The 24,201-nt window shown below is 58.0% G+C and carries 19 protein-coding genes, 1 tRNA gene and 1 pseudogene; 18 read left to right on the forward strand and 3 right to left on the reverse strand.

Going from position 1 to position 24,201, the window contains the following annotated elements; all coding sequences use genetic code 11:
- The first annotated feature begins 65 nt into the window (after nt 1-65).
- The 17 genes and pseudogenes from AC3ISI_RS26425 (at nt 66) to AC3ISI_RS26505 (ending at nt 19,283) form a co-directional block, all read left to right on the forward strand.
- On the forward strand, nt 66-3,812 hold the full coding sequence (locus tag AC3ISI_RS26425) for a bifunctional diguanylate cyclase/phosphodiesterase (protein ID WP_489334453.1): 3,747 nt from the start codon (nt 66-68) through the stop codon (nt 3,810-3,812).
- A 15-nt stretch (nt 3,813-3,827) separates the two neighbouring features.
- Nucleotides 3,828-3,904, forward strand: a tRNA-Ile gene (locus tag AC3ISI_RS26430).
- Between the two features lie 403 nt (nt 3,905-4,307).
- On the forward strand, nt 4,308-4,601 hold the full coding sequence (locus AC3ISI_RS26435; protein ID WP_489334454.1) for a DUF3077 domain-containing protein: 294 nt from the start codon (nt 4,308-4,310) through the stop codon (nt 4,599-4,601).
- A gap of 467 nt (nt 4,602-5,068) precedes the next feature.
- Nucleotides 5,069-5,710: a HipA family kinase gene (locus AC3ISI_RS26440; protein WP_489334455.1), complete on the forward strand. Its 642-nt coding sequence runs from the start codon at nt 5,069-5,071 to the stop codon at nt 5,708-5,710.
- The gene (locus AC3ISI_RS26445) at nt 5,707-6,516 is read left to right on the forward strand and encodes a DUF3037 domain-containing protein (protein WP_489334456.1); all 810 of its coding nucleotides are present in this window, start codon (nt 5,707-5,709) and stop codon (nt 6,514-6,516) included. Before AC3ISI_RS26440 ends, AC3ISI_RS26445 begins: the two co-directional genes overlap by 4 nt.
- Nucleotides 6,517-6,578: 62 nt before the next feature.
- Nucleotides 6,579-6,897: pseudogene (locus AC3ISI_RS26450) on the forward strand (hypothetical protein); the annotation flags it as partial.
- A gap of 114 nt (nt 6,898-7,011) precedes the next feature.
- Nucleotides 7,012-7,473, forward strand: coding sequence for an Lrp/AsnC family transcriptional regulator (locus AC3ISI_RS26455; RefSeq protein ID WP_008067391.1), 462 nt, complete (start codon nt 7,012-7,014; stop codon nt 7,471-7,473).
- Nucleotides 7,474-7,694: 221 nt separating this feature from the next.
- A complete protein-coding gene (locus AC3ISI_RS26460; RefSeq protein ID WP_489334457.1) occupies nt 7,695-9,377 on the forward strand; it encodes a flavin monoamine oxidase family protein in 1,683 nt (560 codons plus the stop codon).
- 12 nt (nt 9,378-9,389) lie between these two features.
- On the forward strand, nt 9,390-10,184 hold the full coding sequence (locus AC3ISI_RS26465) for a carbon-nitrogen hydrolase family protein (RefSeq protein WP_489334459.1): 795 nt from the start codon (nt 9,390-9,392) through the stop codon (nt 10,182-10,184).
- A 48-nt stretch (nt 10,185-10,232) separates the two neighbouring features.
- Nucleotides 10,233-12,659 carry a pyrroloquinoline quinone biosynthesis protein PqqF gene (gene pqqF / locus AC3ISI_RS26470; protein ID WP_489334460.1) on the forward strand — a complete coding sequence of 809 codons (2,427 nt, stop codon included), beginning with the start codon at nt 10,233-10,235 and terminating at the stop codon, nt 12,657-12,659.
- Between the two features lie 156 nt (nt 12,660-12,815).
- Nucleotides 12,816-12,890 carry a pyrroloquinoline quinone precursor peptide PqqA gene (pqqA, locus tag AC3ISI_RS26475; protein WP_009045898.1) on the forward strand — a complete coding sequence of 25 codons (75 nt, stop codon included), beginning with the start codon at nt 12,816-12,818 and terminating at the stop codon, nt 12,888-12,890.
- 75 nt (nt 12,891-12,965) lie between these two features.
- On the forward strand, nt 12,966-13,877 hold the full coding sequence (gene pqqB, locus AC3ISI_RS26480) for a pyrroloquinoline quinone biosynthesis protein PqqB (protein WP_489334461.1): 912 nt from the start codon (nt 12,966-12,968) through the stop codon (nt 13,875-13,877).
- A gap of 139 nt (nt 13,878-14,016) precedes the next feature.
- A complete protein-coding gene (gene pqqC, locus AC3ISI_RS26485) occupies nt 14,017-14,769 on the forward strand; it encodes a pyrroloquinoline-quinone synthase PqqC (protein ID WP_489334462.1) in 753 nt (250 codons plus the stop codon).
- On the forward strand, nt 14,766-15,041 hold the full coding sequence (gene pqqD / locus AC3ISI_RS26490) for a pyrroloquinoline quinone biosynthesis peptide chaperone PqqD (protein ID WP_489334463.1): 276 nt from the start codon (nt 14,766-14,768) through the stop codon (nt 15,039-15,041). The genes pqqC and pqqD overlap by 4 nt, the downstream gene beginning before the upstream one ends.
- Nucleotides 15,034-16,188: a pyrroloquinoline quinone biosynthesis protein PqqE gene (gene pqqE, locus AC3ISI_RS26495; protein ID WP_489334464.1), complete on the forward strand. Its 1,155-nt coding sequence runs from the start codon at nt 15,034-15,036 to the stop codon at nt 16,186-16,188. Before pqqD ends, pqqE begins: the two co-directional genes overlap by 8 nt.
- Nucleotides 16,154-17,986, forward strand: coding sequence for a S9 family peptidase (locus tag AC3ISI_RS26500; protein WP_489334465.1), 1,833 nt, complete (start codon nt 16,154-16,156; stop codon nt 17,984-17,986). The genes pqqE and AC3ISI_RS26500 overlap by 35 nt, the downstream gene beginning before the upstream one ends.
- A gap of 301 nt (nt 17,987-18,287) precedes the next feature.
- Nucleotides 18,288-19,283 (forward strand): IS110 family RNA-guided transposase, encoded by a 996-nt coding sequence (locus AC3ISI_RS26505; protein ID WP_489333713.1) that lies wholly within the window; start codon nt 18,288-18,290, stop codon nt 19,281-19,283.
- A gap of 96 nt (nt 19,284-19,379) precedes the next feature.
- Here AC3ISI_RS26505 and AC3ISI_RS26510 read toward each other — a convergent pair whose 3' ends face one another.
- Complete coding sequence (locus AC3ISI_RS26510) at nt 19,380-19,538, reverse strand: YqaE/Pmp3 family membrane protein (RefSeq protein ID WP_007904205.1); 159 nt, start codon at nt 19,536-19,538, stop codon at nt 19,380-19,382.
- A 207-nt stretch (nt 19,539-19,745) separates the two neighbouring features.
- Nucleotides 19,746-20,990, reverse strand: coding sequence for an aspartate aminotransferase family protein (locus AC3ISI_RS26515; protein WP_489334466.1), 1,245 nt, complete (start codon nt 20,988-20,990; stop codon nt 19,746-19,748).
- Between the two features lie 169 nt (nt 20,991-21,159).
- On the opposite strand from AC3ISI_RS26515, the gene AC3ISI_RS26520 reads away from it, so the two are divergent.
- Complete coding sequence (locus AC3ISI_RS26520) at nt 21,160-22,044, forward strand: LysR family transcriptional regulator (RefSeq protein WP_489334468.1); 885 nt, start codon at nt 21,160-21,162, stop codon at nt 22,042-22,044.
- Nucleotides 22,045-22,303: 259 nt separating this feature from the next.
- Here AC3ISI_RS26520 and AC3ISI_RS26525 read toward each other — a convergent pair whose 3' ends face one another.
- Nucleotides 22,304-24,082 (reverse strand): acyl-CoA dehydrogenase C-terminal domain-containing protein, encoded by a 1,779-nt coding sequence (locus AC3ISI_RS26525; RefSeq protein ID WP_489334469.1) that lies wholly within the window; start codon nt 24,080-24,082, stop codon nt 22,304-22,306.
- Between the last annotated feature and the right edge of the window lie 119 nt (nt 24,083-24,201).

A 24,201-nucleotide genomic window follows, 5' to 3' on the forward strand; every position in this document is an offset into this window, starting at 1 on the left:
ACGTCCCCCCTGCCGTTTAGCCCGTCTACACTCGAAACATTCCCCCGAGCCATAACGAGACCGTTATGCCCAGACTGCGGACCGTGCTTTTTTTGCTGTCGCTGATGACGTGGACCGCAATGGCTGGCGCGCTGAATCTGACCGACGACGAACGTAGCTGGCTGGCCGCACACCCGGATTTACACCTGAGTGTGGATGCGTCTTGGCCGCCATTTGAGTTCCGTGACGAACAAGGCCGTTATCAGGGCCTGGTAGAGGACTACATCAATGTGATCCGTCACCGACTGGCCATCGAACTAACACCCACCGAGCCGGGCAGCTGGACTGCTCTGCTGGAACAGGCCAAGCAAAGCAAACTGGACGTTATACCAGGCATCATGTCGACCCCTGAGCGCCAGTCATTCCTATCGTTTACTCGCCCCTATCTCGATTTTCCGATTGTCATCCTGGCCCACGTCGGAGGCGCCCAACCGCACAAACTCGAAGAGCTATATGGGCTGAAAGTCGCCGTGGTGAAAAACTATGCACCCCATGAGCTGTTGCGTGCTCACCACCCGGATCTGAGTCTGGTGCCGATGCCCAATGTGAGCTCGGCCTTGCAAGCGCTGGCCTCCGACGAAGTGGACGCCGTAGTGAGCGATCTCGCTTCCAGCGTTTGGAGCCTTCGCCAGCTCAAGCTCGCAGGACTATATGTCAGCGGCGAAACCCCCTATCGCTATCAACTGGCAATGGCCGCACCTCCCGAGAACAAGGTGCTGGTCAGCATTCTGGACAAAGCACTGGCGGACATAAGTCCCAGTGAAATCAGCGCCATTCAGCAACGCTGGGTAGGCAATGTCCCGGATCAGCGAAGCTTCTGGTCGGATGTGCTGGTTTATGGCCTGCCGGGGTTGCTGTTTCTGATGGGCATGCTGGCCGTGGTGATTCGGATCAACCGTCGATTGAGTTCTGAAATTGCACGCCGGGTCGACCTTGAACAGGAACTGCGCAGCAGCGAATACCACTATCGCGGGCTGGTCGAGAGTCTTTCGGCCATCGCCTGGGAAGCACGGATGAGCGATTACACCTACAGCTACGTGTCGCCGCACGCCGAAGACCTGCTGGGATACCCCCTTTCTCATTGGCTGATTCCGGGGTTCTGGCGCAACATCATCCACCCTGCGGACCTGACACGCGCCCAAACCTTCTGCGATCACGAAGTGCTGGCCGGGCGAGATCACAGCATCGATTACCGCGTCATAACCGCCGATGGTCGCTGCCTGTGGGTGCGCGACATCATCAGCCTGATTGAACACGGTCATGAGCCGGTGTTGCGCGGGTTGATGATCGACATCAGTGATACCAAGCGTACTGAAGAGGCATTGCGCCTCTCCGAGCAAAAATTCGCCTCGGTCTTCCAGCAAAACCCGGACATTCTGGTGATCGCGCGCCTGTCCGACGGTTGCCTGCTGGAGGTGAACAAAGCATTCGAAGAACAAATCGGCCTCAAAGCCGAAGAAGTCATCGGCCAGACCGCCACTGACCTGAATATCTGGGGCATCCCCGGCGTTGGGCCGGGGCTGTTGCAAAGACTGCAGGCCGGCAGCATCCGCAACCTGGAGATGCCCTTTCGCCGCAGCAACGGCCACGTGTTTACCGGCCTGATTTCCGCCGAGCATTTCAATCTCGATACGACCCCTGCCCTCGTGGTGGTGGTGCGTGATATCAGCAAGCTAAAAGAAACCCAGCAACAACTGCAAACCTCTGAAGAGAAATTCGCCAAAGCGTTCCACGCCTCCCCGGACGGTTTGCTGCTGTCACGGCAGAGCGACGGGTTACTGCTGGAGGTCAATGAAGGTTTCAGCCGCATTACTGGCTTCAACAGCGCGATGTCCATTGATCGATCCGCCCTGGACCTGGGGATTTGGGTCAACCTCAACGAACGCAAACAGATGCTGGATCTGCTGCACAGGGATGGCTTCGTCCGCGACTTCAGTTGCCATATCCGCCGCAGTGACGGACAGATCAGACTGTGCGAGGTGTCGGCCCGCCCATTGCCGATCGGCGATGACGCCTGCATGTTGACCATTGCCCGGGACATCACCGAGCGGCACCTGATGCAGGAGAAACTACAACAGGCCGCCACCGTGTTCGAAAGCACAGCCGAGGGCGTTCTGATCACCGACACCCAACAGCACATCAGTGCGGTCAACCGCGCGTTTACCGAAATTACCGGCTACAGCGAGAGCGAAGCATTGGGCCATACCCCTCGCCTGCTCGCTTCTGGCCTTCACGACAGCGCGTTTTACGCGGCTATGTGGCACCAACTGACAGCCGAAGGTCATTGGCAAGGCGAGATCTCCAACCGCCGCAAGAATGGCGAGCTCTACCCGAGCTGGCTGACCATCAGCGCGGTACGCAACCGGGACAAGTTCATCACCCACTTCGTGGCAGTGTTCGCGGACATTTCCAGCCTCAAACACGCCCAGGCCAAACTCGACTACCAGGCGCACCACGACCCGTTGACCGGCCTGCCAAACCGCACACTGTTCGAGAGCCGATTGCTGACCGCCCTCAACGCCCAGCAGGAAAATGGGGGCCAGGGTGCCGTGCTGTTCCTGGACCTGGACCGTTTCAAACACATCAATGACAGCCTCGGCCATCCGGTCGGCGACCTGCTGCTCAAAGGCATTGCCGTGCGCCTTAAAGAGCAGTTGCGCGACATCGATACCGTCGCACGCCTGGGGGGCGACGAATTCATTATCCTGCTACCGGGCCTGCAACAGAACAGCGATGCCGACAACATCGCGACCAAGCTGCTCAATTGTTTCGCTGCGCCGTTCCAGGCGGGTGATCACGAGTTTTTTATCAGCGCCAGTATCGGCACCAGCCTGTACCCCAAGGATGGCTGCGACGTCGCCACACTGGTCAAAAACGCCGACGCCGCGATGTACCGCTCCAAGGCCAAGGGGCGCAACCGGGTTGAACGCTACACCTGCGACCTCACCGCGCAGGCCAGCGAACGCGTGGCGCTGGAACATGAGTTGCGGCGCGCCATCGAGCGCAACGAACTGTCGCTGCACTACCAACCGAAAATCAGCCTTGATGACCACAGCCTGGTCGGTGCCGAAGCACTGATTCGTTGGCATCACCCGACCTTCGGCACAGTGCCACCGGAACACTTCATTCCCTTGGCCGAAGAAAACGGCATGATTCTGCAGATCGGCGACTGGGTACTTGAGACCGCCTGCCGCCAAATGTACGAATGGAGTCAGGTATATGAATGCCTCGGCCCGCTCTCGGTCAACCTCGCAGGCGCCCAACTGCGCCAACCAAACCTGCTGGGACGGATCGAGCAACTGCTCAAGGACAGCCATCTCCAGCCTGACTTTTTGCAACTGGAGATTACCGAAAACTTCATCATGAGCCAGGCCGAGGAAGCGCTGGCGGTGCTGCACCAACTCAAACAGCTAGGTGTGCAGTTGGCCATCGATGACTTCGGCACCGGCTACTCGTCCTTGAGTTACCTCAAGCGTCTGCCACTGGATATTCTCAAGATCGATCAGTCGTTCGTCCGCGGCCTGCCTGACGATCCGCATGATGCGGCCATCGTTCGAGCGATCATCGCATTGGGCCGCAGCATGCAATTCACTGTCATCGCCGAAGGTGTTGAGACCCTGTCCCAACAGGAATTCCTCGCCGCCGAAGGCTGCGGGCAGATCCAGGGTTACATCGTGAGCCCGCCACTTCCCGCCGAAGAATTCGCCGCGACGTTTCTTCGTATAGCCATATCGGATTTTTCGGATAGCACAGCGGAGAAACCGTCGCTATAATCCGCGGCCTACTGAGGGCCTATAGCTCAGTTGGTTAGAGCAGAGGACTCATAATCCTTTGGTCCACGGTTCAAGTCCGTGTGGGCCCACCAAACAAAAAAGCCGCGCTGATGCGCGGCTTTTTCGTATGCGACGAGCTGGTTTTCTTTAAGTTGTATGTCGCAGCTATCAGATGACGCCCGCCAAGGTTGTAGGCAACATCTGATTATCTTGTGATGGGCACTTTGCTGCCTTGTTGCGCTTTTGTTCGACGGGATACTCTCCGGACGTCACTGCCAATGCAGTGATCGGGCTTGGAAACCCGTCGAATCAAAACGTAACAGCGCCCCTGATTACGATTGCAGCAGCTTATCTGCAACCTGAGTTATGGCGGCTGTGCGCGGGACGTCTTAGGGCGTGCCGGTTCCTTGATTCCCGGTTTTCCAACCTGCGCACAGCTGCCACCCATTCGCTTGGAAACGAAAGTGGCATCTCCTCAAATCAAGGAAGTTGACCATGAACAACCAATCAGAACTAAAAACCATTGGCTTCACTCCGTTCATATACTGCTCGGATCAGGCGTTATTCAACGTCAGGCCCGGTGTCCCCATCGTCGAAGCATTGGCACAGGCCTCCAATCTGCTATTCCTCGCCAAGGCATTTGCCGAGGATGCCGCCTACACAAAGGACACCGACCGCCACGCTTGGGCCGCGCATTATCTGACGGCGATGAGCAAGGCGGTAATTGATGATGTGGTGAAAGTGCTGACACCTAGACCTCCTCGTACCGAAACGGAATCAGAGAAGTAATGATCAGTCACCCATGATAGGCGCGCCGACTTTCGGGGCCTCTACTTAAGACTGGAATTCCTGCTAGAAAGCAAAAAGTCCCGATACTTTTGTATCAGGGCTTTTTGTAAATCAGAGCATCGGCGATTCCTTTCACGGTTTCCCGTCTATCCCACTCACTGACTAGGAAAGACGTTGGGCACGCCCCCCCTGCTTACAAGGTTCCGGTCCGTACCGACGAGACGAAGATAGCCTTCATAAACAAGAACTATCGCTCACTAGTCGATTATTTTCTTCACATACAGATCTAACCTACGCAATACCTCTAAAGAATCATCGCAGGGCATGGTGCAGCAGGATCCAGACAAGTATCGTCTGGAAAGCTGATTTATAAGGAAGCCGGCGATGGCCGTGGGTAATTACATAGAAGCGGTTGAGATCCTCCGGCGTCTGGAGGGTGGCATTACGCGTCCCTTCCTGTGCCGTGTGTGGCCAAAGGGTGGGAATTGCCGCCCAGCGAGCGTATTGCCGAGCTGCTTTGTGCTCGCCTCGCCGCCCAATTCGGCCTACCGATCCCCGAACATGGCTACATCTACATTGACCCTGCTCTGCTGCGCTACAACGTAGAGGCACGCAACGATCTTGGGCCAGGAGACAGCTATGCCCTGGCCTATGTAGCGGACGCTGCCGACCTGTTGTACTCACAAGCAAAGCAGGTTCCGAGTGACCTGCAAAAAGCCGTTTTTATCTTTGATTACTGGGTAGGTAACGGTGATCGTCAGTTAGGACCATTCGGTGGTCGCCCCAACCTACTGATGTGTGGAATTGACAATCAGCTTCAGCTGATTGATCACAACCAGGCGTTCAAATGGCCTCGGGATGCTCAAAAATTCGCGGAAAGCCATGTGTTTGGTCCGAGTAATCGAACCTGGAAACTGGATCTGGTCGACAGAGTTGAATACAGCCAGCGGATGCACGACACTGCCATGCGATTTAATGACCTATGCTTGGACATACCCGATGAATGGCGTGAATCCATTGGCAAACCGGGGCTCAACATTCTGCTCGAAGAAATTGAAAGTAACCTGATGCACTGCCAATCGGACGAGTTCTGGAGCGTCCTGCAATGAAATATACCTGCCTTTACAGCATCGTGCGCTTCGCGCCTTTTGCCGAAACCGAAGAGTTTGCCAACGTCGGCATCGTTCTTTCGGCACCAGCGATCGGACGCATGGAGTACAGGCTCGCCCGTAAAAATTTGAAACGGGTCAATCACTTCTTCGAGTGCAACAACCTATTCGCCAAGGCTATGGAAATAGTCCAGAACGAACTGGATAGTGTTCGCCTCATGACAACAGAAGCTCAAGAATCGCAGATCGTTAACCACTTTCGTTACCTGACCGAGCCGAAGGAGTCACTGATTCGCTTCAGCCCCATGCGCTCGATCCTGGTGGACAATTTTGACACGACCCTTGCAACGCTGTTTAGCCGCTATATCGAGCGCCAAGGCATTGAACGTGATCGTCGTGAAGAGATGATGGTTCGAGAAATTCGAACCATGTTCTCGGAAGCATCCATCCGTAATTTCCGCGATGACACTCTGACCGGTGATCTAACCAAACTGCACCTGCCTCTGGTTCACCGAAATGAGGTAGTGGCCGCTATCAAGCCCTTGGCTTTCGACCAGCCTGAACCAAGCGCGATACTCGACCACTGCGATCAGTGGCTGATGAAGTTCGTACGCGCTGAACAGGAAGGGATTATCCAACTGAAAAACGTACTAATCCCTGTATCCGCCCCATCTGAAAACGAATCGCCTCGCCACCGTAGAGCGGTGCACATCGCGAAAACGAGCATCCAGGAGCGCGGCCTGCAGTTGGTCGACTTCCAGGCGACCCAAGTAATTGCCGCCTTCGCGCAGAACTACGCTCAGTAGTTATTTAAGGTTCGGTCGCTACACTCTTCAGGCTCTGACGGGGCCTTCCCGATGAAGGCACCATGGTCATGGTGTCGTTTGCCTACGGCCTGCCGCACAAACCCTTTGTCCTGGCCATTCTGCCCCAAGGCTTGAGCCTGCCCAACCTGCCCAAAGGCGATCAGGTCTGGCAGCACAACGAGGCGGTACAGCAGCGCGTCGACGCTGATGGCAACTGGCTGCGCCAAACCGCTGGCCCAGCGTATGGAGGCGCTGGAGAACACTGAGCACTACCAGCGCCACAGCGTGACCGTGGATGACCACAGCATCGAGTCAGTAGGAGGAATCAAAAAGATCGAGGTCGAAATGATGTACTACCTAGTTACTCACGGCAACTTGTCGCAGTTATAAATGTTCTGAACGGTACAAAGACCCGTCCGAATATCGCCCACAAGCGTCCTGTCGAACGAGCCTGTAACATGCTCATCCATTGTTTCACGCCATTGGAGACGCCCCTTGCCTGACACACGCCCGCCCGTTCTAGACGAGATTGATCGCCAATTGATCGCAGCTTTGCAGATCAACGCCCGCGAGAGCGTGGCCATGCTCGCCCGGCAGTTGGGCATCGCTCGCACGACCGTCACGTCTCGGTTGGCGCGACTGGAAAAAGCCAGGGTCATCACCGGTTACGGAGTGCGCCTCGGTCAGCGTGTGGTGGATGGCGGGTTACAGGCGTATGTCGGGATCACCGTTCAACCGCGCTCTGGCAAAGAAGTGCTGCGCCGGCTCAGTGCGATGGCTCAGGTACAGCAGTTGTGTGCGGTGAGTGGCGAATTTGATTATGTGGCGTGGCTGCGGACTGACTCGCCAGAGCAGCTGGATCAGTTGCTGGATCAGATCGGCAGTGTCGATGGGGTGGAGAAGACGACGACCTCGATTATTTTGAGTAGCAAGATTGATCGGGGGCAGCCGGTTTGAGTTTTTGCCGATAGCTCTTTGGTGTCTGGGAGGGCCTCATCGCGAGCAAGATCGGCTCCAACATTGACGGTGTGCAGCATCCAATCGTCATTCTGGTCAAACAATTAGCAAAACGACGACAAATTGCGTCTTATTAACGTGTTCTACGCTCACTAGAATGGCTGCCATCTTTTCCTATACTCAGACGCGCACTCCGCTTCGGGTCGCCAGCAAGGTCAGCCATGAACAAGAACAATCGCCATCCTGCAGACGGTAAGAAACCAGTCACCATTTTCGGTCCGGACTTTCCTTTCGCCTTCGACGACTGGATCGAACACCCGGCTGGCCTGGGCAGCATTCCTGCGCACAACCACGGTGCCGAAGTGGCGATTGTCGGCGCCGGCATTGCAGGCCTGGTGGCAGCTTATGAGCTGATGAAACTGGGGTTGAAACCGGTCGTCTACGAAGCCTCGAAGATGGGCGGTCGTCTGCGCTCCCAGGCGTTCAACGGGACCGATGGAATCGTCGCCGAATTGGGCGGGATGCGCTTCCCGGTATCGTCTACCGCGTTCTATCACTACGTCGACAAACTCGGCCTGCAGACCAAGCCTTTTCCGAACCCGCTGACGCCCGCGTCGGGCAGCACGGTGATCGACATCGAAGGCAAAACCCATTACGCACAGAAACTGGCGGATCTTCCTGCACTGTTCCAGGAAGTGGCTGACGCCTGGGCGGATGCACTGGAAGCCGGTTCACAGTTCGCCGATATCCAGCAAGCGATCCGTGACCGAGACGTGCCGCGCCTCAAAGAATTGTGGAACACCCTGGTTCCGCTATGGGACGACCGCACCTTCTACGACTTCGTCGCGACCTCAAAAGCCTTCGCCAAACTCTCGTTCCATCACCGCGAAGTGTTCGGTCAGGTCGGCTTCGGCACCGGCGGCTGGGATTCTGACTTCCCGAACTCGATGCTGGAAATTTTCCGGGTGGTGATGACCAACTGCGATGATCACCAGCACCTGGTCGTCGGCGGCGTCGAACAAGTCCCGCAAGGCATCTGGCGCCATGTGCCAGAACGCTGCGTGCACTGGCCCGAAGGCACCAGTCTCAAGTCTTTGCACCGAGGCGCGCCTCGCTCCGGGGTTAAAAAAATCGCCCACGCCGCTGACGGTCGTTTCGCGGTCACCGACAACAACGGCGACACCCGCGAATACGCCGCGGTGTTGACCACTTGCCAAAGCTGGCTGCTGACCACCCAGATCGAATGCGACGAAACCCTGTTCTCGCAAAAGATGTGGATGGCCCTCGACCGCACCCGCTACATGCAATCGTCGAAGACCTTCGTGATGGTCGACCGTCCGTTCTGGAAGGACAAGGATCCGGAAACCGGCCGCGACCTGATGAGCATGACCCTCACCGACCGCCTGACCCGTGGCACCTATCTGTTCGACAACGGTGACGACAAGCCCGGTGTGATTTGCCTGTCGTATTCGTGGATGAGCGACGCGCTGAAAATGCTCCCGCACCCGGTGGAAAAACGCGTGAAACTGGCGCTGGACGCATTGAAGAAGATCTACCCGAAAGTCGACATCGCCGCGCGCATCATCGGCGATCCGATCACCGTCTCATGGGAAGCCGACCCGCATTTCCTCGGGGCCTTCAAAGGCGCCCTGCCCGGCCACTACCGTTACAACCAGCGCATGTACGCTCACTTCATGCAGGACGACATGCCGGCTGAGCAACGCGGGATTTTCATTGCCGGCGACGACGTTTCGTGGACGCCGGCCTGGGTTGAAGGCGCGGTGCAGACCTCGCTCAATGCGGTGTGGGGCATCATGAAACACTTCGGCGGTGAAACTCACGCCGAGAATCCGGGTCCAGGAGATGTGTTCAACGAGATCGGTCCGATCGCCCTGCCCGAGTAAGAGGAATCCGAAATGCGCGTAGCCCTTTACCAATGTCCACCGCTGCCTCTGGACGTCGCTGGCAATCTGCAACGCCTGCATCAACTGGCGCTGGAGGCCAAAGGCGCCGACTTGTTGGTGGTGCCGGAGATGTTCCTGACCGGCTACAACATCGGCGTCGATGCGGTCAGCGTCCTCGCGGAGGTGCGCAACGGTGAGTCGGCGCAGCAAATTGCGCGCATTGCCAAAGCAACCGGGATTGCCATTTTGTATGGCTACCCGGAGCGCTCCGAGGATGGGCAGATTTACAACGCTGTGCAGTTGATCGACGCCCAGGGAGAGCGGCTGTGCAACTACCGCAAGACGCACTTGTTCGGCGACCTTGATCATTCGATGTTCAGCCCCGGCGCAGATGATTTTCCGCTGGTGGAGCTCAACGGCTGGAAGCTGGGTTTCCTGATTTGCTACGACTTGGAGTTCCCCGAAAACGCCCGACGTCTGGCCCTGGCCGGTGCCGAGCTGATCCTGGTGCCGACGGCGAACATGATTCCCTACGACTTCATCGCTGACGTCACCGTCCGCGCCCGGGCCTTCGAGAACCAGTGTTACGTGGCCTATGCCAACTACTGCGGCCATGAAGACGAGATCCACTATTGCGGCCAGAGCAGCATTGCCGCACCGGATGGCAGTCGCATCGCCCAGGCCAGTCTGGATGAAGCGCTGATTGTCGGCGAGTTGGATCGCCAGTTGATGGTCCACTCACGCGCCGCCAATCGCTACTTCGTTGATCGTCGTCCCGAGCTTTACGGCGACCTTAACAAGCGCTGATCCCCCGTAATCCGCTAGCATTAGCGCTTCTCTGTTCTGGAAGTGCTCATGCCTGCGCTGAATCACCCTCGCCCCCACACTGAAACCCTGGCCAACGGCTTGCAGGTGATGCTGCGTCATACCCCGAATTTGAAGCGTTGCGCGGCGGTGCTGCGGGTCGCGGCAGGCAGTCATGATGTGCCGCTGGCCTGGCCCGGTCTGGCGCATTTTCTTGAGCATTTGCTGTTTCTTGGCACCGAGCGTTTTCCTGCCGGCCAGGGACTGATGGCCTACGTTCAGGGTCATGGTGGTCAGGTCAACGCACGGACCAATGAGCGCACGACTGACTTCTTTTTCGAGCTGCCGACTCAGGCGTTTGCCGGAGGTCTGGAGCGTCTGTCGGACATGCTCGCTCATCCGCGCATGAATCCGGACGATCAGTTGCGGGAACGAGAAGTGCTGCACGCGGAGTTTATCGCCTGGTCACAGGATATGGCGGCACAACAGCAATTGGCGCTGTTCGATGGGCTTTCGCCGACTCATCCCTTGCGCGGGTTTCATGCCGGCAACCGCGATAGCCTACCAGTGCCGCAGCCTGAGTTTCAGCGGGCGTTGCAGGATTTCCATCAGCGGTATTATCAGACTGGGCAGATGACACTGAGCCTTGTCGGGCCGCAGAGTCTCGATGAGTTGCGTGAGTTGGCTCAGCGTTTTGGCGCCGAGATTCCCGCCGGGCAACGAGTCCCGCAACAAGCGTCTTCTGCGCTGATGGACGCCTCGGAAAAAACTTATCAACAGGCTGGCGAACAGCGACTCGATCTTCTGTTCGCGTTCGAAGCGTTGCCCGACTCATCGCGTGAAGCGCTGGCGTTTCTGTGCCACTGGCTGAACGCCGCAAAACCTGGCGGTCTACTGGCGACGCTGCGAGAGCAGAGTCTGGCTGACAACCTGAAAGCCGCGCCGCTCTACCAGTTCGCCGGGCAAGCCTTGCTGCACATCGAATTCACCACCACCACTCAACCGGAGAGCGTGATCCGCGAGAGGTTGCACGACTGGCTGGGCTTCTTTGACTCCCATCAAGACTGGGCCGGCTTGCGCGAAGAATACGCCGCCCTGCTACAACGCCAGCAGCAAGTCAGCGGCGCCTTACAGTTGGCCCAGCAGGACAGTGAGCAGCTGGAAGACGGGTTATCGGCACAAGGCGTTACAGCCCTTAAAGACATCCTGAACAAAATCGGCGCTGTGGATAACTTCAGCGGCGAATGGAAGCTGCCGCCGCCTAATCCGTTTTTACGAACCGCCCCCTCCGCGGCCAATGCCGGGCTGATTCGCGGCCAGACCAGCAAACACCGAGGTCTGCGCACATTCGCTCAGGACCGCTCGCGCAGTCGTCGCGAAAACTCCCCGATGCAGTTCAGTCAGGCCTTGCCAGACAATACCGATGAAGGGGCGATCTATCTGCGATGGCGACTCGACTTCAAACCTCACGCCAGCCTTCAGTCAAACTTGGAAATCTGCCTGCATTCATTGCGCGAAGACGCGCGTCAGGCCGGTGTCGACTTTTCCTTCAATGCCTCAGGCAATGAATGGTTGCTGAAGATGACGGGGTTACAGGCACCGATGCCAGCCGTCCTCGAACACGCGCTGAAAGAGCTGACTACACCCGAAGCCGGACTCTCACAGGATGAACCACCAAGCGTTGCGTTGATGCCGCTCAAACAGCTGCTGAAGGCGCTGCCTGAGCATTGCCTTGAACCCGCCGTTGAATCGGGGGATTTGCAGCAGCTTTGGTCGGGCGCGCGCTGGGAAGGTCTGGCCATTGGCTTGTCTTCACAGACGCAAGCGGCAATAGGATTGGCACTGAGCCGCGTGCCCGGGGTTGCGGATCAACAATCGCCGCTACCCTCGATCAACTCCCAGCGTCTATGGACCACTGTCGACACTGGCAGCAGTGAACACGCGCTGTTGCTGTTCTGTCCGACCGCTACACGGGACATCGCCGATGAAGCCGCCTGGCGACTGCTCTCGCACCTGTGCCAGACGCCGTTCTACCAGCGCCTGCGGGTGGACTTGCAACTGGGTTATGCCGTGTTCAGCGCATTGCGCCAAATCCATGGGCAGACCGGCATTCTGTTCGGCGTGCAATCACCGAGCGTTGCACCGGCAGGTTTGCTGGAACACATCGAACACTTTTTGAGTGAGCTGCCAGCACTGATAGAAGGCATCGACGAGGTAACGTTCATCGCCCAACGTCAGCATTTGGCGGAGCAATTCGACCTGAACGCCCTGCCCGTCCCTCAGGCAGGCGAACTGCTCTGGCAGGGCAAACTGGCTGGCCATTCGTCGGATTATCTGGAGCGGCTGCCTGAAACAATTCTGCTGATCGACCGCGAAGCACTACTGGTCGCCGCGCAGCGATTGAATCAAGCGCTCGGCGGCTGGCGCTGCCTGGCCAGCGGTCCTGGCCCGAACACGGTTTGGCAAGTGACAAAATGATCATTACAGGCGCTGCAATTAGCTTTCTCAAAGTTTCACGGGCAACCGCGCTGTAATTTTGAGTAACATAGCAACCTAACTATCTGAACCATCTCCGCCTGGAGGTGGACTATATGTATAGATCTGAACTGTCCCATCACCTGAAGGAGCGCTCCCATGTCCTGGTCCAAACCCGCTTACACCGACCTGCGTATCGGCTTTGAAGTCACCATGTACTTTGCAAGCCGCTAATCTTTTTATATCGCAGTGCTACGCCTCGGCTCGCCGAGGCGTTTTTATTTTCAGTTTTCGAATGATGGAGCGGCCATGTTTGTCCAGATTCTAGGTTCCGCCGCCGGCGGTGGTTTCCCCCAATGGAACTGCAACTGCGTGAACTGCGCCGGCTTTCGCAATGGCAGCCTGAACGCCAAGGCACGGACCCAGTCGTCTATCGCGATTTCCGACAACGGCGTGAACTGGGTGCTGTGCAACGCTTCGCCAGACATCCGTGCCCAACTCCAAAGCTTTGCCCCGATGCAGCCGGGCCGTGCCCTGCGCGATACCGGCATCAGCGCGATCATCCTGATGGACAGCCAGATCGACCACACCACGGGTCTGCTCAGCCTGCGCGAAGGTTGCCCGCACCAGGTCTGGTGCACCGACATGGTCCATGAAGATTTGAGCACCGGTTTCCCGCTGTTCACCATGCTGACCCACTGGAACGGTGGACTGAACTGGAACCAGATCGAGCTCGATCGCAGTTTCACCATTGCGGCCTGCCCGAGCCTGCGTTTCACCCCGCTGCCGCTGCGCAGCGCCGCCCCGCCGTATTCGCCACATCGCTTTGACCCGCACCCCGGCGACAACATCGGCTTGATCGTCGAAGACCTGATCACCGGCGGCAAACTGTTCTACGCACCAGGGCTGGGCAAGGTCGACGCACCGCTACTGGAGATCATGGCTGGCAGCGATTGCCTGCTGGTGGACGGCACGATGTGGGACGACGACGAAATGCAGCGCCGTGGCGTCGGCGCCCGCACCGGTCGGGAAATGGGCCATCTGGCGCAGAATGGTCCCGGCGGCATGCTGGAAGTGCTGGAGCAACTGCCGAAACAGCGCAAGGTGCTTATCCACATCAACAACACCAATCCGATTCTGGATGAGGATTCGCCGGAGCGTGCAGAGCTGGTTCGGCGGGGTGTTGAAGTGGCGTATGACGGCATGAGTATTGTGTTGTAGGGACTTCGAGCCGCTGCGCGGTCTATCGCCAGCAGGCTGGCTCCCACAGGGGAATGCGATCAACTGTGGGAGCCAGCCTGCTGGCGATGAGGCCGGTCCTGACACCAAAGAACCCACCGGTCATACCCGGAGAACCGAAATGACTGACACCCCAATGTCCCCCGCCGAATTCGAGGCCGCCCTGCGCGCCAAAGGCGCCTATTACCACATCCATCACCCCTACCATGTGGCGATGTATGAAGGTCGGGCGACTCGCGAGCAGATCCAGGGCTGGGTCGCCAACCGCTTCTACTATCAGGTGAACATTCCCCTGAAAGATGCCGCAATCCTCGCCAACTGCCCCGACCGCGAGATCCGTCGCGAGTGGATCCAGCGCCTGCTCGACCACGACGGCGCCCCCGGCGAAGACGGCGGCATCGAAGCCTGGCTGCGGTTGGGCCAGGCTGTCGGCCTCGACCCGGATCAACTGCGCTCCCAGGAATTGGTCCTGCCCGGCGTGCGCTTCGCTGTCGACGCCTACGTCAACTTCGCCCGCCGGGCCACTTGGCAGGAAGCCGCCAGCAGCTCGCTGACAGAGCTGTTCGCGCCACAGATCCACCAATCGCGCCTGGATAGCTGGCCGCAGCATTACCCGTGGATCGATCCGGCCGGGTATGAATATTTCCGCACCCGCCTGGGCCAGGCACGCCGTGATGTGGAACACGGTCTGGCCATCACCTTGCAGCACTACACGACGCGGGAAGGCCAGGAGCGCATGCTGGAAATTCTCCAGTTCAAACTGGACATTCTTTGGAGCATGCTCGATGCCATGAGCATGGCCTACGAATTGAAACGCCCGCCGTATCACAGCGTGACCGAGCAACGGGTCTGGCACAAAGGAATCACCTTATGAGTTTCGATCGCAGCAGGACCCCGACCTGGCGTCCCGGCTACCGCTTCCAATATGAACCGGCGCAAAAAGGCCATGTGCTGCTGTACCCGGAAGGCATGATCAAACTCAATGAAAGCGCCGCGCTGATTGGCGGCTTGATCGACGGCGAACGCGATGTCGCGGCAATCATTGCCGAACTGGACGCGCAGTTCCCCGGCGTACCTGAGCTCGGTGAAGACATCGAGCAATTCATGGAGGTCGCGCGTGCTCAGCACTGGATCGAACTTGCCTGATTCTGCGTCAGACAAGTTACCGCCAAAACCGGAAATCGGCCTGCCGCTTTGGTTGCTGGCCGAACTGACCTACCGTTGCCCGCTGCAATGCCCGTATTGCTCCAATCCGCTGGACTTTGCCGAGCAAGGCAAAGAGTTGAGCACTGAACTATGGCTGAAAGTGTTCCGCGAAGCCCGGGAGATGGGCGCAGCGCAATTGGGCTTTTCCGGTGGTGAACCGCTGGTGCGCCAAGACCTTGCCGAATTGATTGCCGAGGCGCGCAAGTTGGGTTTCTACACCAACCTGATCACCTCCGGCATTGGCCTGACCGAGCAGAAAATCAGCGACTTCAAGAAGGCCGGCCTGGACCACATCCAGATCAGCTTTCAGGCCAGCGATGAGCAGGTGAACAACCTGCTGGCCGGCTCGAAAAAGGCCTTTGCACAGAAGCTGGAAATGGCCCGTGCGGTGAAAGCCCATGGCTACCCGATGGTGCTGAATTTCGTCACCCACCGGCACAACATCGACAAGATCGACCGCATCATCGAGCTGTGCATCGCCCTTGAGGCAGACTTCGTCGAACTTGCCACCTGCCAGTTTTACGGTTGGGCCCAGCTCAATCGCGTCGGCCTCTTGCCGACCCGGGAACAACTGGTCCGCGCCGAACGCATCACCAATGAATATCGCGCAAAACTGGAAGCCGAAGGGCATCCGTGCAAGCTGATTTTCGTCACGCCGGACTATTACGAAGAGCGCCCGAAAGCCTGCATGAATGGTTGGGGCAGCATCTTCCTGACGGTCACGCCGGACGGCACTGCCCTGCCCTGTCACGGTGCCAGACAGCTGCCGGTGCAATTTCCCAACGTACGCGACCACAGCATGCAGCACATCTGGTACGACTCGTTCGGATTCAACCGCTTTCGCGGTTACGACTGGATGCCCGAACCGTGTCGCTCCTGCGACGAGAAAGAAAAGGACTTTGGCGGCTGTCGCTGCCAGGCGTTCATGCTCACGGGTGACGCGAGCAACGCTGACCCGGTGTGCAGCAAGTCGGAACATCACGGCGTGATCCTCAAGGCCCGCGAAGAAGCCGAGCACGCGACCCAGACCATCGAACAACTGGCCTTTCGCAATGAACGAAACTCACGCCTCATCGCAAAAAGCTGAGCCCTTCAGCGCGGCTAAAGCCGTCGCTGCCGGTGTCGACTTTGCCGAGTTGCAGGTCGGCCGCAATGGCCTGTTCTGGAACGAATACCGGCCTGAAGACGCCGCCTGCCGGATCTGGCATTGGCGCGATGGCCAGGCGCATTGCCTGACGCCATCGGGCTTCAGTGTGCGCAGTCGGGTGTACGAATATGGCGGTGGCGCGTTTTGTCTGACCGATGACGGGATTGTTTTCGTCAACGAGGCGGACCAGCAGCTGTATCGGCAATCGCTGAAGGGTGAAACGCCTGAAGTGTTGCCTTCAAGAGGATGCCGTTATGGCGATCTACAATTCGCCAATGGACAAGTGTTGGCGGTTGAAGAGAACCGTGACCGGCATCGGCTGGTGGCGATTAATGTGAATGATGGTGGGCGTCATCTGCTGGCGGAAGGTGCCGACTTCTACGCGGCGCCGACCCTGAGTCCAGACTCGCAACGCCTCGCGTGGATCGAATGGAACCGCCCGGATCAGCCCTGGACCGCAACTCGACTGATGGTTGCCGAGCGTAAGAGCGATGGTGGTTTTGCACCGCCGCGCTGCGTGGCGGGCGAGCATATTCAGGAGTCGCTGCAACAGCCCCGTTTCGATAGCAGCGGCCGTTTGTATTGCCTGACGGACCGTGGCGGTTATTGGCAGCCATGGGTGGAGTCTTTAGACGGTTTGAGCCCTTTGCCAAGTGCCGCAGCAGATCATGGGCCGGCGCCTTGGCAGCTGGGTGTTTGTACCTGGCTCCCTCTCGCAGAATACAGATATGTGGCCAGTTGGACCGTAGACGGATTTGGCCAATTGGGCCTTTGCGGTGACTCCGCTGAGGACTTCACCGGCACCTACAGTCGCTTCCGTCATCTCGCACTGGATGAGCAATTCATATACTGCATCGCCGCATCGCCGGTCAGTTCGTCGGCAGTCATCGCCATCGACCGCCACAGCCGGCAGGTCAAGGTACTGGCCGGCGGCATTGCACCGTTACCCGCCGAGCAGATCAGCGTCCCGCAAACCCTGCGCTACCCGAGCGGCTCGGGCGAGGCCCATGGGTTTTTCTATCCGGCGATGAGCGGCGATGCGAAACCACCGCTGGTGGTGTTCATCCACGGCGGTCCGACGTCGGCTTGTTATCCGATGCTCGATCCGCGCATTCAATACTGGGCGCAACGCGGCTTTGCCGTGGCTGATCTGAACTATCGAGGCAGCAGTGGCTATGGCCGGGTTTATCGCCAGGCATTGCATTTGAGCTGGGGTGACGTGGATGTGGAAGACGCCTGCGCGGTCGTCACTCATTTGGCCGAACGAGGTTTGATCGACGGCGACAAGGCATTTATTCGCGGTGGCAGTGCTGGTGGCTACACCACCCTTTGTGCGTTGGCCTTTCACAATGTCTTCCGCGCCGGCGCAAGTTTGTACGGCGTCAGCGACCCCGTTGCATTGGGACGAGCGACGCACAAATTCGAAGGCGATTATCTGGACTGGTTGATCGGCGATCCGGTGCAAGATGCAGAACGCTATGCCGCGCGAACGCCTCTGCTGCATGCGAGCAACATCAGCGTGCCGATGATCTTCTTTCAAGGTGAACTGGATGCGGTGGTCGTGCCGCAACAGACTCGCGACATGGTCGCGGCGCTCCAGGACAACGGCATTCTGGTTGAGGCGCATTATTACGCGGATGAACGCCATGGCTTTCGCAAAGCCGGCAATCAAGCCCATGCGCTGGAGCAGGAATGGTTGTTTTATCGGCGAGTGATGGCGCGTGGGGACAATGCCTGATTAGCGGTGCGTCCATCGCGAGCAGGCTCACTCCTTGTATGTTGACCCTGATTCCAACGAGAGAGGTTACGCTCAAGGATTCATACAACAGCAAGTGCGTTTCTGGGGGAGGCCGATCACTCCTGAAGGCAGGATTTGCTCCTGACCTTGTCTGTAGAGAGGCCCCCCCGCCTCATTGCCCACCACGAAGAGTATCGAGAAGCCGACAAGTCGGACTTCGCATTACAAGGTTGCGGTGGCATGAAGTTCGAGGTCGGGGGAACCGGAAGCAATCTTACCGAAAGTCAGGGAAGTGAAAAGCATGAATACTCATGTCGGCATAGACATTGGTGCCCGTACGTCTGCGATGGGATGGCGACAGAACGGTAAGACATCAGGCCAGTGGGAGATTCAGCACACGTCGAAGGGGCGTAAGGCTGCCGTGACCAAGATGTTGGGCCTCAAACCGCTGAGCGTGATCATGGAGGCCACCGGCATTTACTACCTGGACCTTGCGCTGGAGCTACACGCCGCCGGTTTGCCGGTCTCGGTGATTAATCCCAAAAGCTTCCACAACTTTGCCAAGCTGATGCTGCAAAACAGCAAGACTGATCAGATTGATGCCCAATTGCTGGCCGAATACGGTGAGCGCATGGCGCCTAGACTGTGGGTCCCGCCGACTGCAGATCAACTGATGCTGCGTGCCCTTGGTCGCCATATCAACCGGCTGATTGGTCATCGGACCAGAGCCAAGAATGAGCTGCACGCGCTACAAGCGACACAAACGAGTGTCGAGCTACTGATCGAGGATGAGAAAGATGCGATTGCAGCGCTGGACACACGGATTGATCGTTTGAAGAAGGCGGCACGCGAGGCCATCGCCAAATGCCCGGATCTGAGTTTGCAGTTTCGCTGCATGATGGCTGCTCCCGGCGTGGGAGAAGCCTCGGCTATCGCCGCACTGGCTGAGCTGACGACCTTGCCTGTGACGCTCAAGTCGGCACAGGTCAGCCGTTATGCAGGGCTCGACGTCAGGCTGACCCAGTCAGGCACCAGTGTGAACCGACCAAGTCGAATGTCCAAATGCGGTAACGCGTATTTGCGTGCAGCGATGTTCATGCCGGCGATGACGGCAATTCGCTGTGATGAGAATGTGAAGGCCTTTTACGAGGCGCTGCTAGCTCGCGGCAAGAAGAAAATGCAGGCCATTGGAGCGGTGATGCGCAAATACCTGACCGGGTTATGGGCATGCATGCGTTCTGGAGAAGAATTTAATACGGCCAAGCTTTTTAGCGAAAAACATCTCGCGAAAGCTTGACCGTGAACAGAGTATCTACAGGGATTTCTGCAACACCTTAGATCCAATGTGGGAGCGAGCCTGCTCGCGATAGCGGTTTATCTAACCCCGCAAACCTCAGCGCTTGGCGATGATATAAACCGCATGCACGATCCCCGGAATATACCCGCACAGCGTCAGCAGAATATTCAGCCAGAACGCCCCGGCGAAACCGACTTGCAGAAACACACCCAATGGCGGCAACAGAATGGCGATAATGATTCGAATAAAGTCCATGGGGGCAGCTCCTGATTGGAAGTGGCTCGTTTGAGCCCTACAGTTAATCGACCTGTGCCGTTCGTCAGGGTTCAGTCCCTTCCCCCTTCAGCCAAAACTTCGCTGTGCTTTGCGGACAAAAAAAACGCCCCACGCGAAAAGAATCAAACGTGGGGCGATGCGTTATTACCGCGAGACGGTTCTGGAATTTTTGTGGGACAGATCTGATCAGACCGCAATCCCTTTGCGGTACTGCAATTGCGCGGTGCGCACACGGGAGAAGGCACGAGTCAAACGCAGCAGCATTTCATCGATGTTCGCGTCGCTGACCGTCAGTGCGGGAGTGAAGCGCAGGCAGTCGGGTTGCGGGGCACTGAGCAGCAGGCCTTCGTACAGAGCAGCATTGACCACGGCTATAGCCGAATCGTCCGACAGCGTCAGCCCCCAGAGCAGCCCTTGACCGCGCAATTCGCCGTGACCATAGCGATGGGACAAACGCCCCAGACCTTCGCGCAGGTGTTGACCGGCTTCCCTGACATGTTCGAGAAAACCCTTGTCCTGCACACTGTCGAGTACCACCAGCCCGGCAGCCGTCATCAGGGCATTGCCATGATGAGTGCCGCCCATTTCGCCCATTTCGCCCATTTCGAAACAGCAGGCCTTACCTCGCGCCAGCAACGCAGCCAGTGGCACGCCGCCGCCCAATCCTTCGCCGAGGGTGACGATATCCGCCCGAACACCGTAGGACTGTTCGGCGAGCAAGGTGCCACAACGCCCTGTACCGGTTTGCACCTCGTCGAGGATCAGCAGAATGCCGAGCTCACGACAAAGGCGTTCAACGCCCTTGAGGTAACGATCAGTGGCAGGGATCACTCCCGCTTCGTTCTGGATCGGTTCAAGCATGATTGCTACGGTCTGCGCGTCGACCGCCGCATGGATTGCCGCAAGATCATTGAAGGGTACGTGCTGCAAATCCGACATCGTTCCGAAACTACGGCCATGGCAGCCTCTGCTGCCAACGATGATGCGCGAAGCGCCACCGCGATAGCGTTGGCCCCATTTACACGCCAGTTTGATTGCCGCTTCACAGGCTTCACTACCACTGTTGAGCAGGTACGCCTGATCACTGCCAGTGGCGGTGCAAAGACGCCCCGCCAGGTCGAGCATGCCGCGATTGTGCAGAGCAGAACCGGAATTGATCAGTGTCTCAGCCTGTTGCGCAATCGCCTGGACTAGTACCGAAGGACTGTGCCCAAGGCTATTGGCCCCACCACCTTGAGTGAAATCCAGGTAAGCGCGGTCATCGCTGTCCCACAGCCAGGAACCTTGGCCGCGAACGAAAACTTGTTTCGGCCGTTCGACGCTGGGCATCAGGTATTCGCTGGAATGGTGGTGGTTGCTGGAGGGGTGGAAAGTGTCGACCGCCAGATCATCGAGACTCGGCGCGGCACGTCGTAAGTTGAACAAATTCATCCGAAAAAACCTCGATAGAGGTTTTTTGCCTTTCCTATGGAAACAACCTCGCCGCAAACGGTACTCATGGTGCGCTCTGGCCCTGCAAGCCCTGTCAATGCGGTTAGACTAGGCTTTGGCACGGCCTTGAGCCATTTCGATTTACGAGCATTTTCGATAACCATTACTTATGGATTTCAAACAACTGCGTTATTTCGTCGCGGTCTACGAAGAAGGCCACGTCGGCCGGGCTGCCGAGCGGCTTTCAATCTCCCAACCGGCGTTGTCCCAGCAGATCCGCCACCTCGAACAGCACCTCGATGTGAGCCTGTTTGAACGCAGCAGCAAACGCCTGCTGCCCACACTGGCTGCTCACACGTTGTACAACCACGCATTGCCATTGCTGGACGGCATGCAACGCGCACGCGAGGCGTTGGCCAATTTCAAGGGGCAAGCGCTGCGCACTCTGGCGATCGGCGTGTTACAGACGGTCCACACCAGCTTGGTGCCGCAGATGCTCGAACGAGTGCGCAAAGCTCAGCCGCATCTGGTGGTGCAGATCTACGAACTGACAGGGCTGGAAATCGAGCGACGTCTGCTTAACGGCTCGCTGGACATCGGCATCAGCTACCTGCCACCCCGTCAGCCCGGGCTACATGGCGTAATGCTCTACGAAGATGAACTGACCCTGGTCATCCCCGCCGATCACCCGTTGCGCGAATTCAAGAAAGTCTCCATGAGTCAGGCCGCCGAATTGCCGATGCTGCTGTTGGGAGAGGAGTTTCAGGTGCGGCAGATCTGGCAGACTCAATTGGCCAGCCTCGGAAGGCGTCCACAGGTGCAGGCCGAGCTGAACAATATGGCGGGGATTCTCGATAGCCTGCCGCACACTCGACTGGCGACGGTGCTGCCAGGACGCTCGCAAAAGGCGCTCGGCAACAACGAACTGCTGTGGAAACCGCTGACCGAGCCGCGAGTGCCGCTGAAAGTCGGTCTAGTGTGTCGGGATGTACAGCGGCAGCAGACTTCGCTGGTTTTATTACGCACGTTGCTGGAGGAAGTGATGAACGCTTGAACCACTCGAAAACCCTCGAAGGGCTGAGCTGATCACTTTTCTGCAGACAAAGAAAACCCCGCCGAAGCGGGGCTTTGCAGACTGTTTCCCTGACATCCATTTCACTCCACCGTCCTGGCAGAATCCTACGTGTCCGTGTTGTTGCTTTGCGCTTCCTGCGCGACGTCCATATAAAGAAGATTAACTGTGGATCCAATCTTCGCCTATGGGAGAACAGCAGCACGTCATGTAAGCGATTGCTTACATGACGTCATGCTTGTCAGAACTGCGCAGCATCCAGCAGGAACAGCGATTCGCTACCGGCTTTCACCGACGCGCTCAACGAGTGAATGCGTGGCAATAGACGGGCGAAATAGAAGCGCGCCGTTCCGAGCTTGCTGGCGTAGAAATCGTCCTGCGCTTCCTTGCCCAACGCGGCTTTGGCCATCAACGCCCACATGTAGGCGTAGGCAACGTAACCGAAGGTTTGCAGATACTCGACCGAAGCAGCGCCAATTTCATTCGGGTTGTTTTTCGCGCGGTCGAGCAACCAGGCGGTCAATTCGTCGAGGGTGGTCACGGCGTCGTTCAGCGGCTTGGTGAACTCGGCCAGATCGGCGCTGGCGGTCGCGGTGAAGTGGCGGATCTCGTCAGCGAACAGGTTGTAGAACGCCCCGCCCGTACCGACGATCTTGCGCCCGACCAGGTCCAGTGCCTGAATGCCGTTGGTGCCTTCGTAGATCTGGGTGATACGCACGTCGCGCACCAGTTGCTCCTGGCCCCACTCACGGATGTAACCGTGGCCGCCGAACACCTGCTGGCCATGAACAGTGGTTTCCAGACCGAGGTCGGTCAGGAACGCCTTGGCCACCGGGGTCAACAAGGCCACCAGATCTTCAGCGCGCTTGCGAGTGGTCGCGTCTTCGCTGAACTTGGCGGTGTCCAGTTGCATCGCCACGTAAGTGGAAAACGCACGGCCACCTTCGTTCGAGGCTTTCATAGTCAACAGCATGCGACGCACGTCAGGATGGACGATGATCGGGTCTGCGACCTTGTCTTTGTTTTGCGCGCCGGTCGGCGAACGGCTTTGCAGGCGGTCGCGAGCGTATTCAACAGCGTTCTGATAAGAGCGCTCGCCGGTGGCCAGGCCCTGGATTCCGACGCCCAGACGCTCGTAGTTCATCATGGTGAACATCGCCGCCAGACCTTTGTTCGGCTCGCCGACCAGGTAACCGACGGCTTCGTCGAAGTTCATCACACAGGTCGAGGAGGCCTGGATGCCCATTTTGTGTTCGATCGAACCGCAGTTCGCCGGGTTGCGCGCGCCGAGGCTGCCGTCGGCATTGACCATGAACTTCGGCACCAGGAACAGCGAAATGCCTTTCGGACCGGCCGGCGCGTCCGGCAGTTTGGCCAGCACCAGGTGGATGATGTTCTCGGTCAGGTCGTGCTCACCACCGGTGATGAAGATCTTGGTGCCGCTGACTTTGTAGGAACCGTCAGCCTGAGGTTCGGCCTTGGTGCGGATGATCCCAAGGTCAGTACCGGCATGCGGTTCGGTCAGGCACATGGAACCGGCCCAGACGCCAGCGTACATGTTCGGCAGGTACGCGGCTTTCAGCTCATCACTGGCATGGGCGTTGATCGACAAGCAGGCGCCGGCGGTCAGCATCGGGTACAGACCGAACGACAGGCTGGCAGAGTTGACCATTTCTTCGACTTGCGCCGAAACAGCCTTGGGCATGCCCATGCCGCCGTAGGTCGGATCACCGCCGACGCCAACCCAGCCGCCTTCGGCATAAGTCTGATAAGCCTGTGGGAAACCTGCCGGCGTAGTGACGGCACCGTCCGCCCAATGGCAACCTTCTTCGTCAGCCGCACGGCTCAAGGGCGCTATGCTTTTGCTGGTGACCTTACCGGCTTCTTCAAGAATGGCTTCGACAGTTTCGGCATCGACGGTCTCGGCCAGCGCAGGCAGCTCGGCCCAGAGTTTGGCGACCTCGAAAACTTCATTGAGGACGAAGCGCATATCGCGCAGGGGCGCTTTGTAGTCAGCCATGGCAAACCTCGCAAGATCTAAACAGGTAATTCGTAGGAGTGGTGTGTACGTTGAGTCCGAGTGTAACCCAACAACTTTTGTGACACATAGGGTCAGCCAGTGACCAGTTTGTAATATTT

The sequence above is a fragment of the Pseudomonas sp. GL_139_B genome (genome assembly GCF_057834475.1).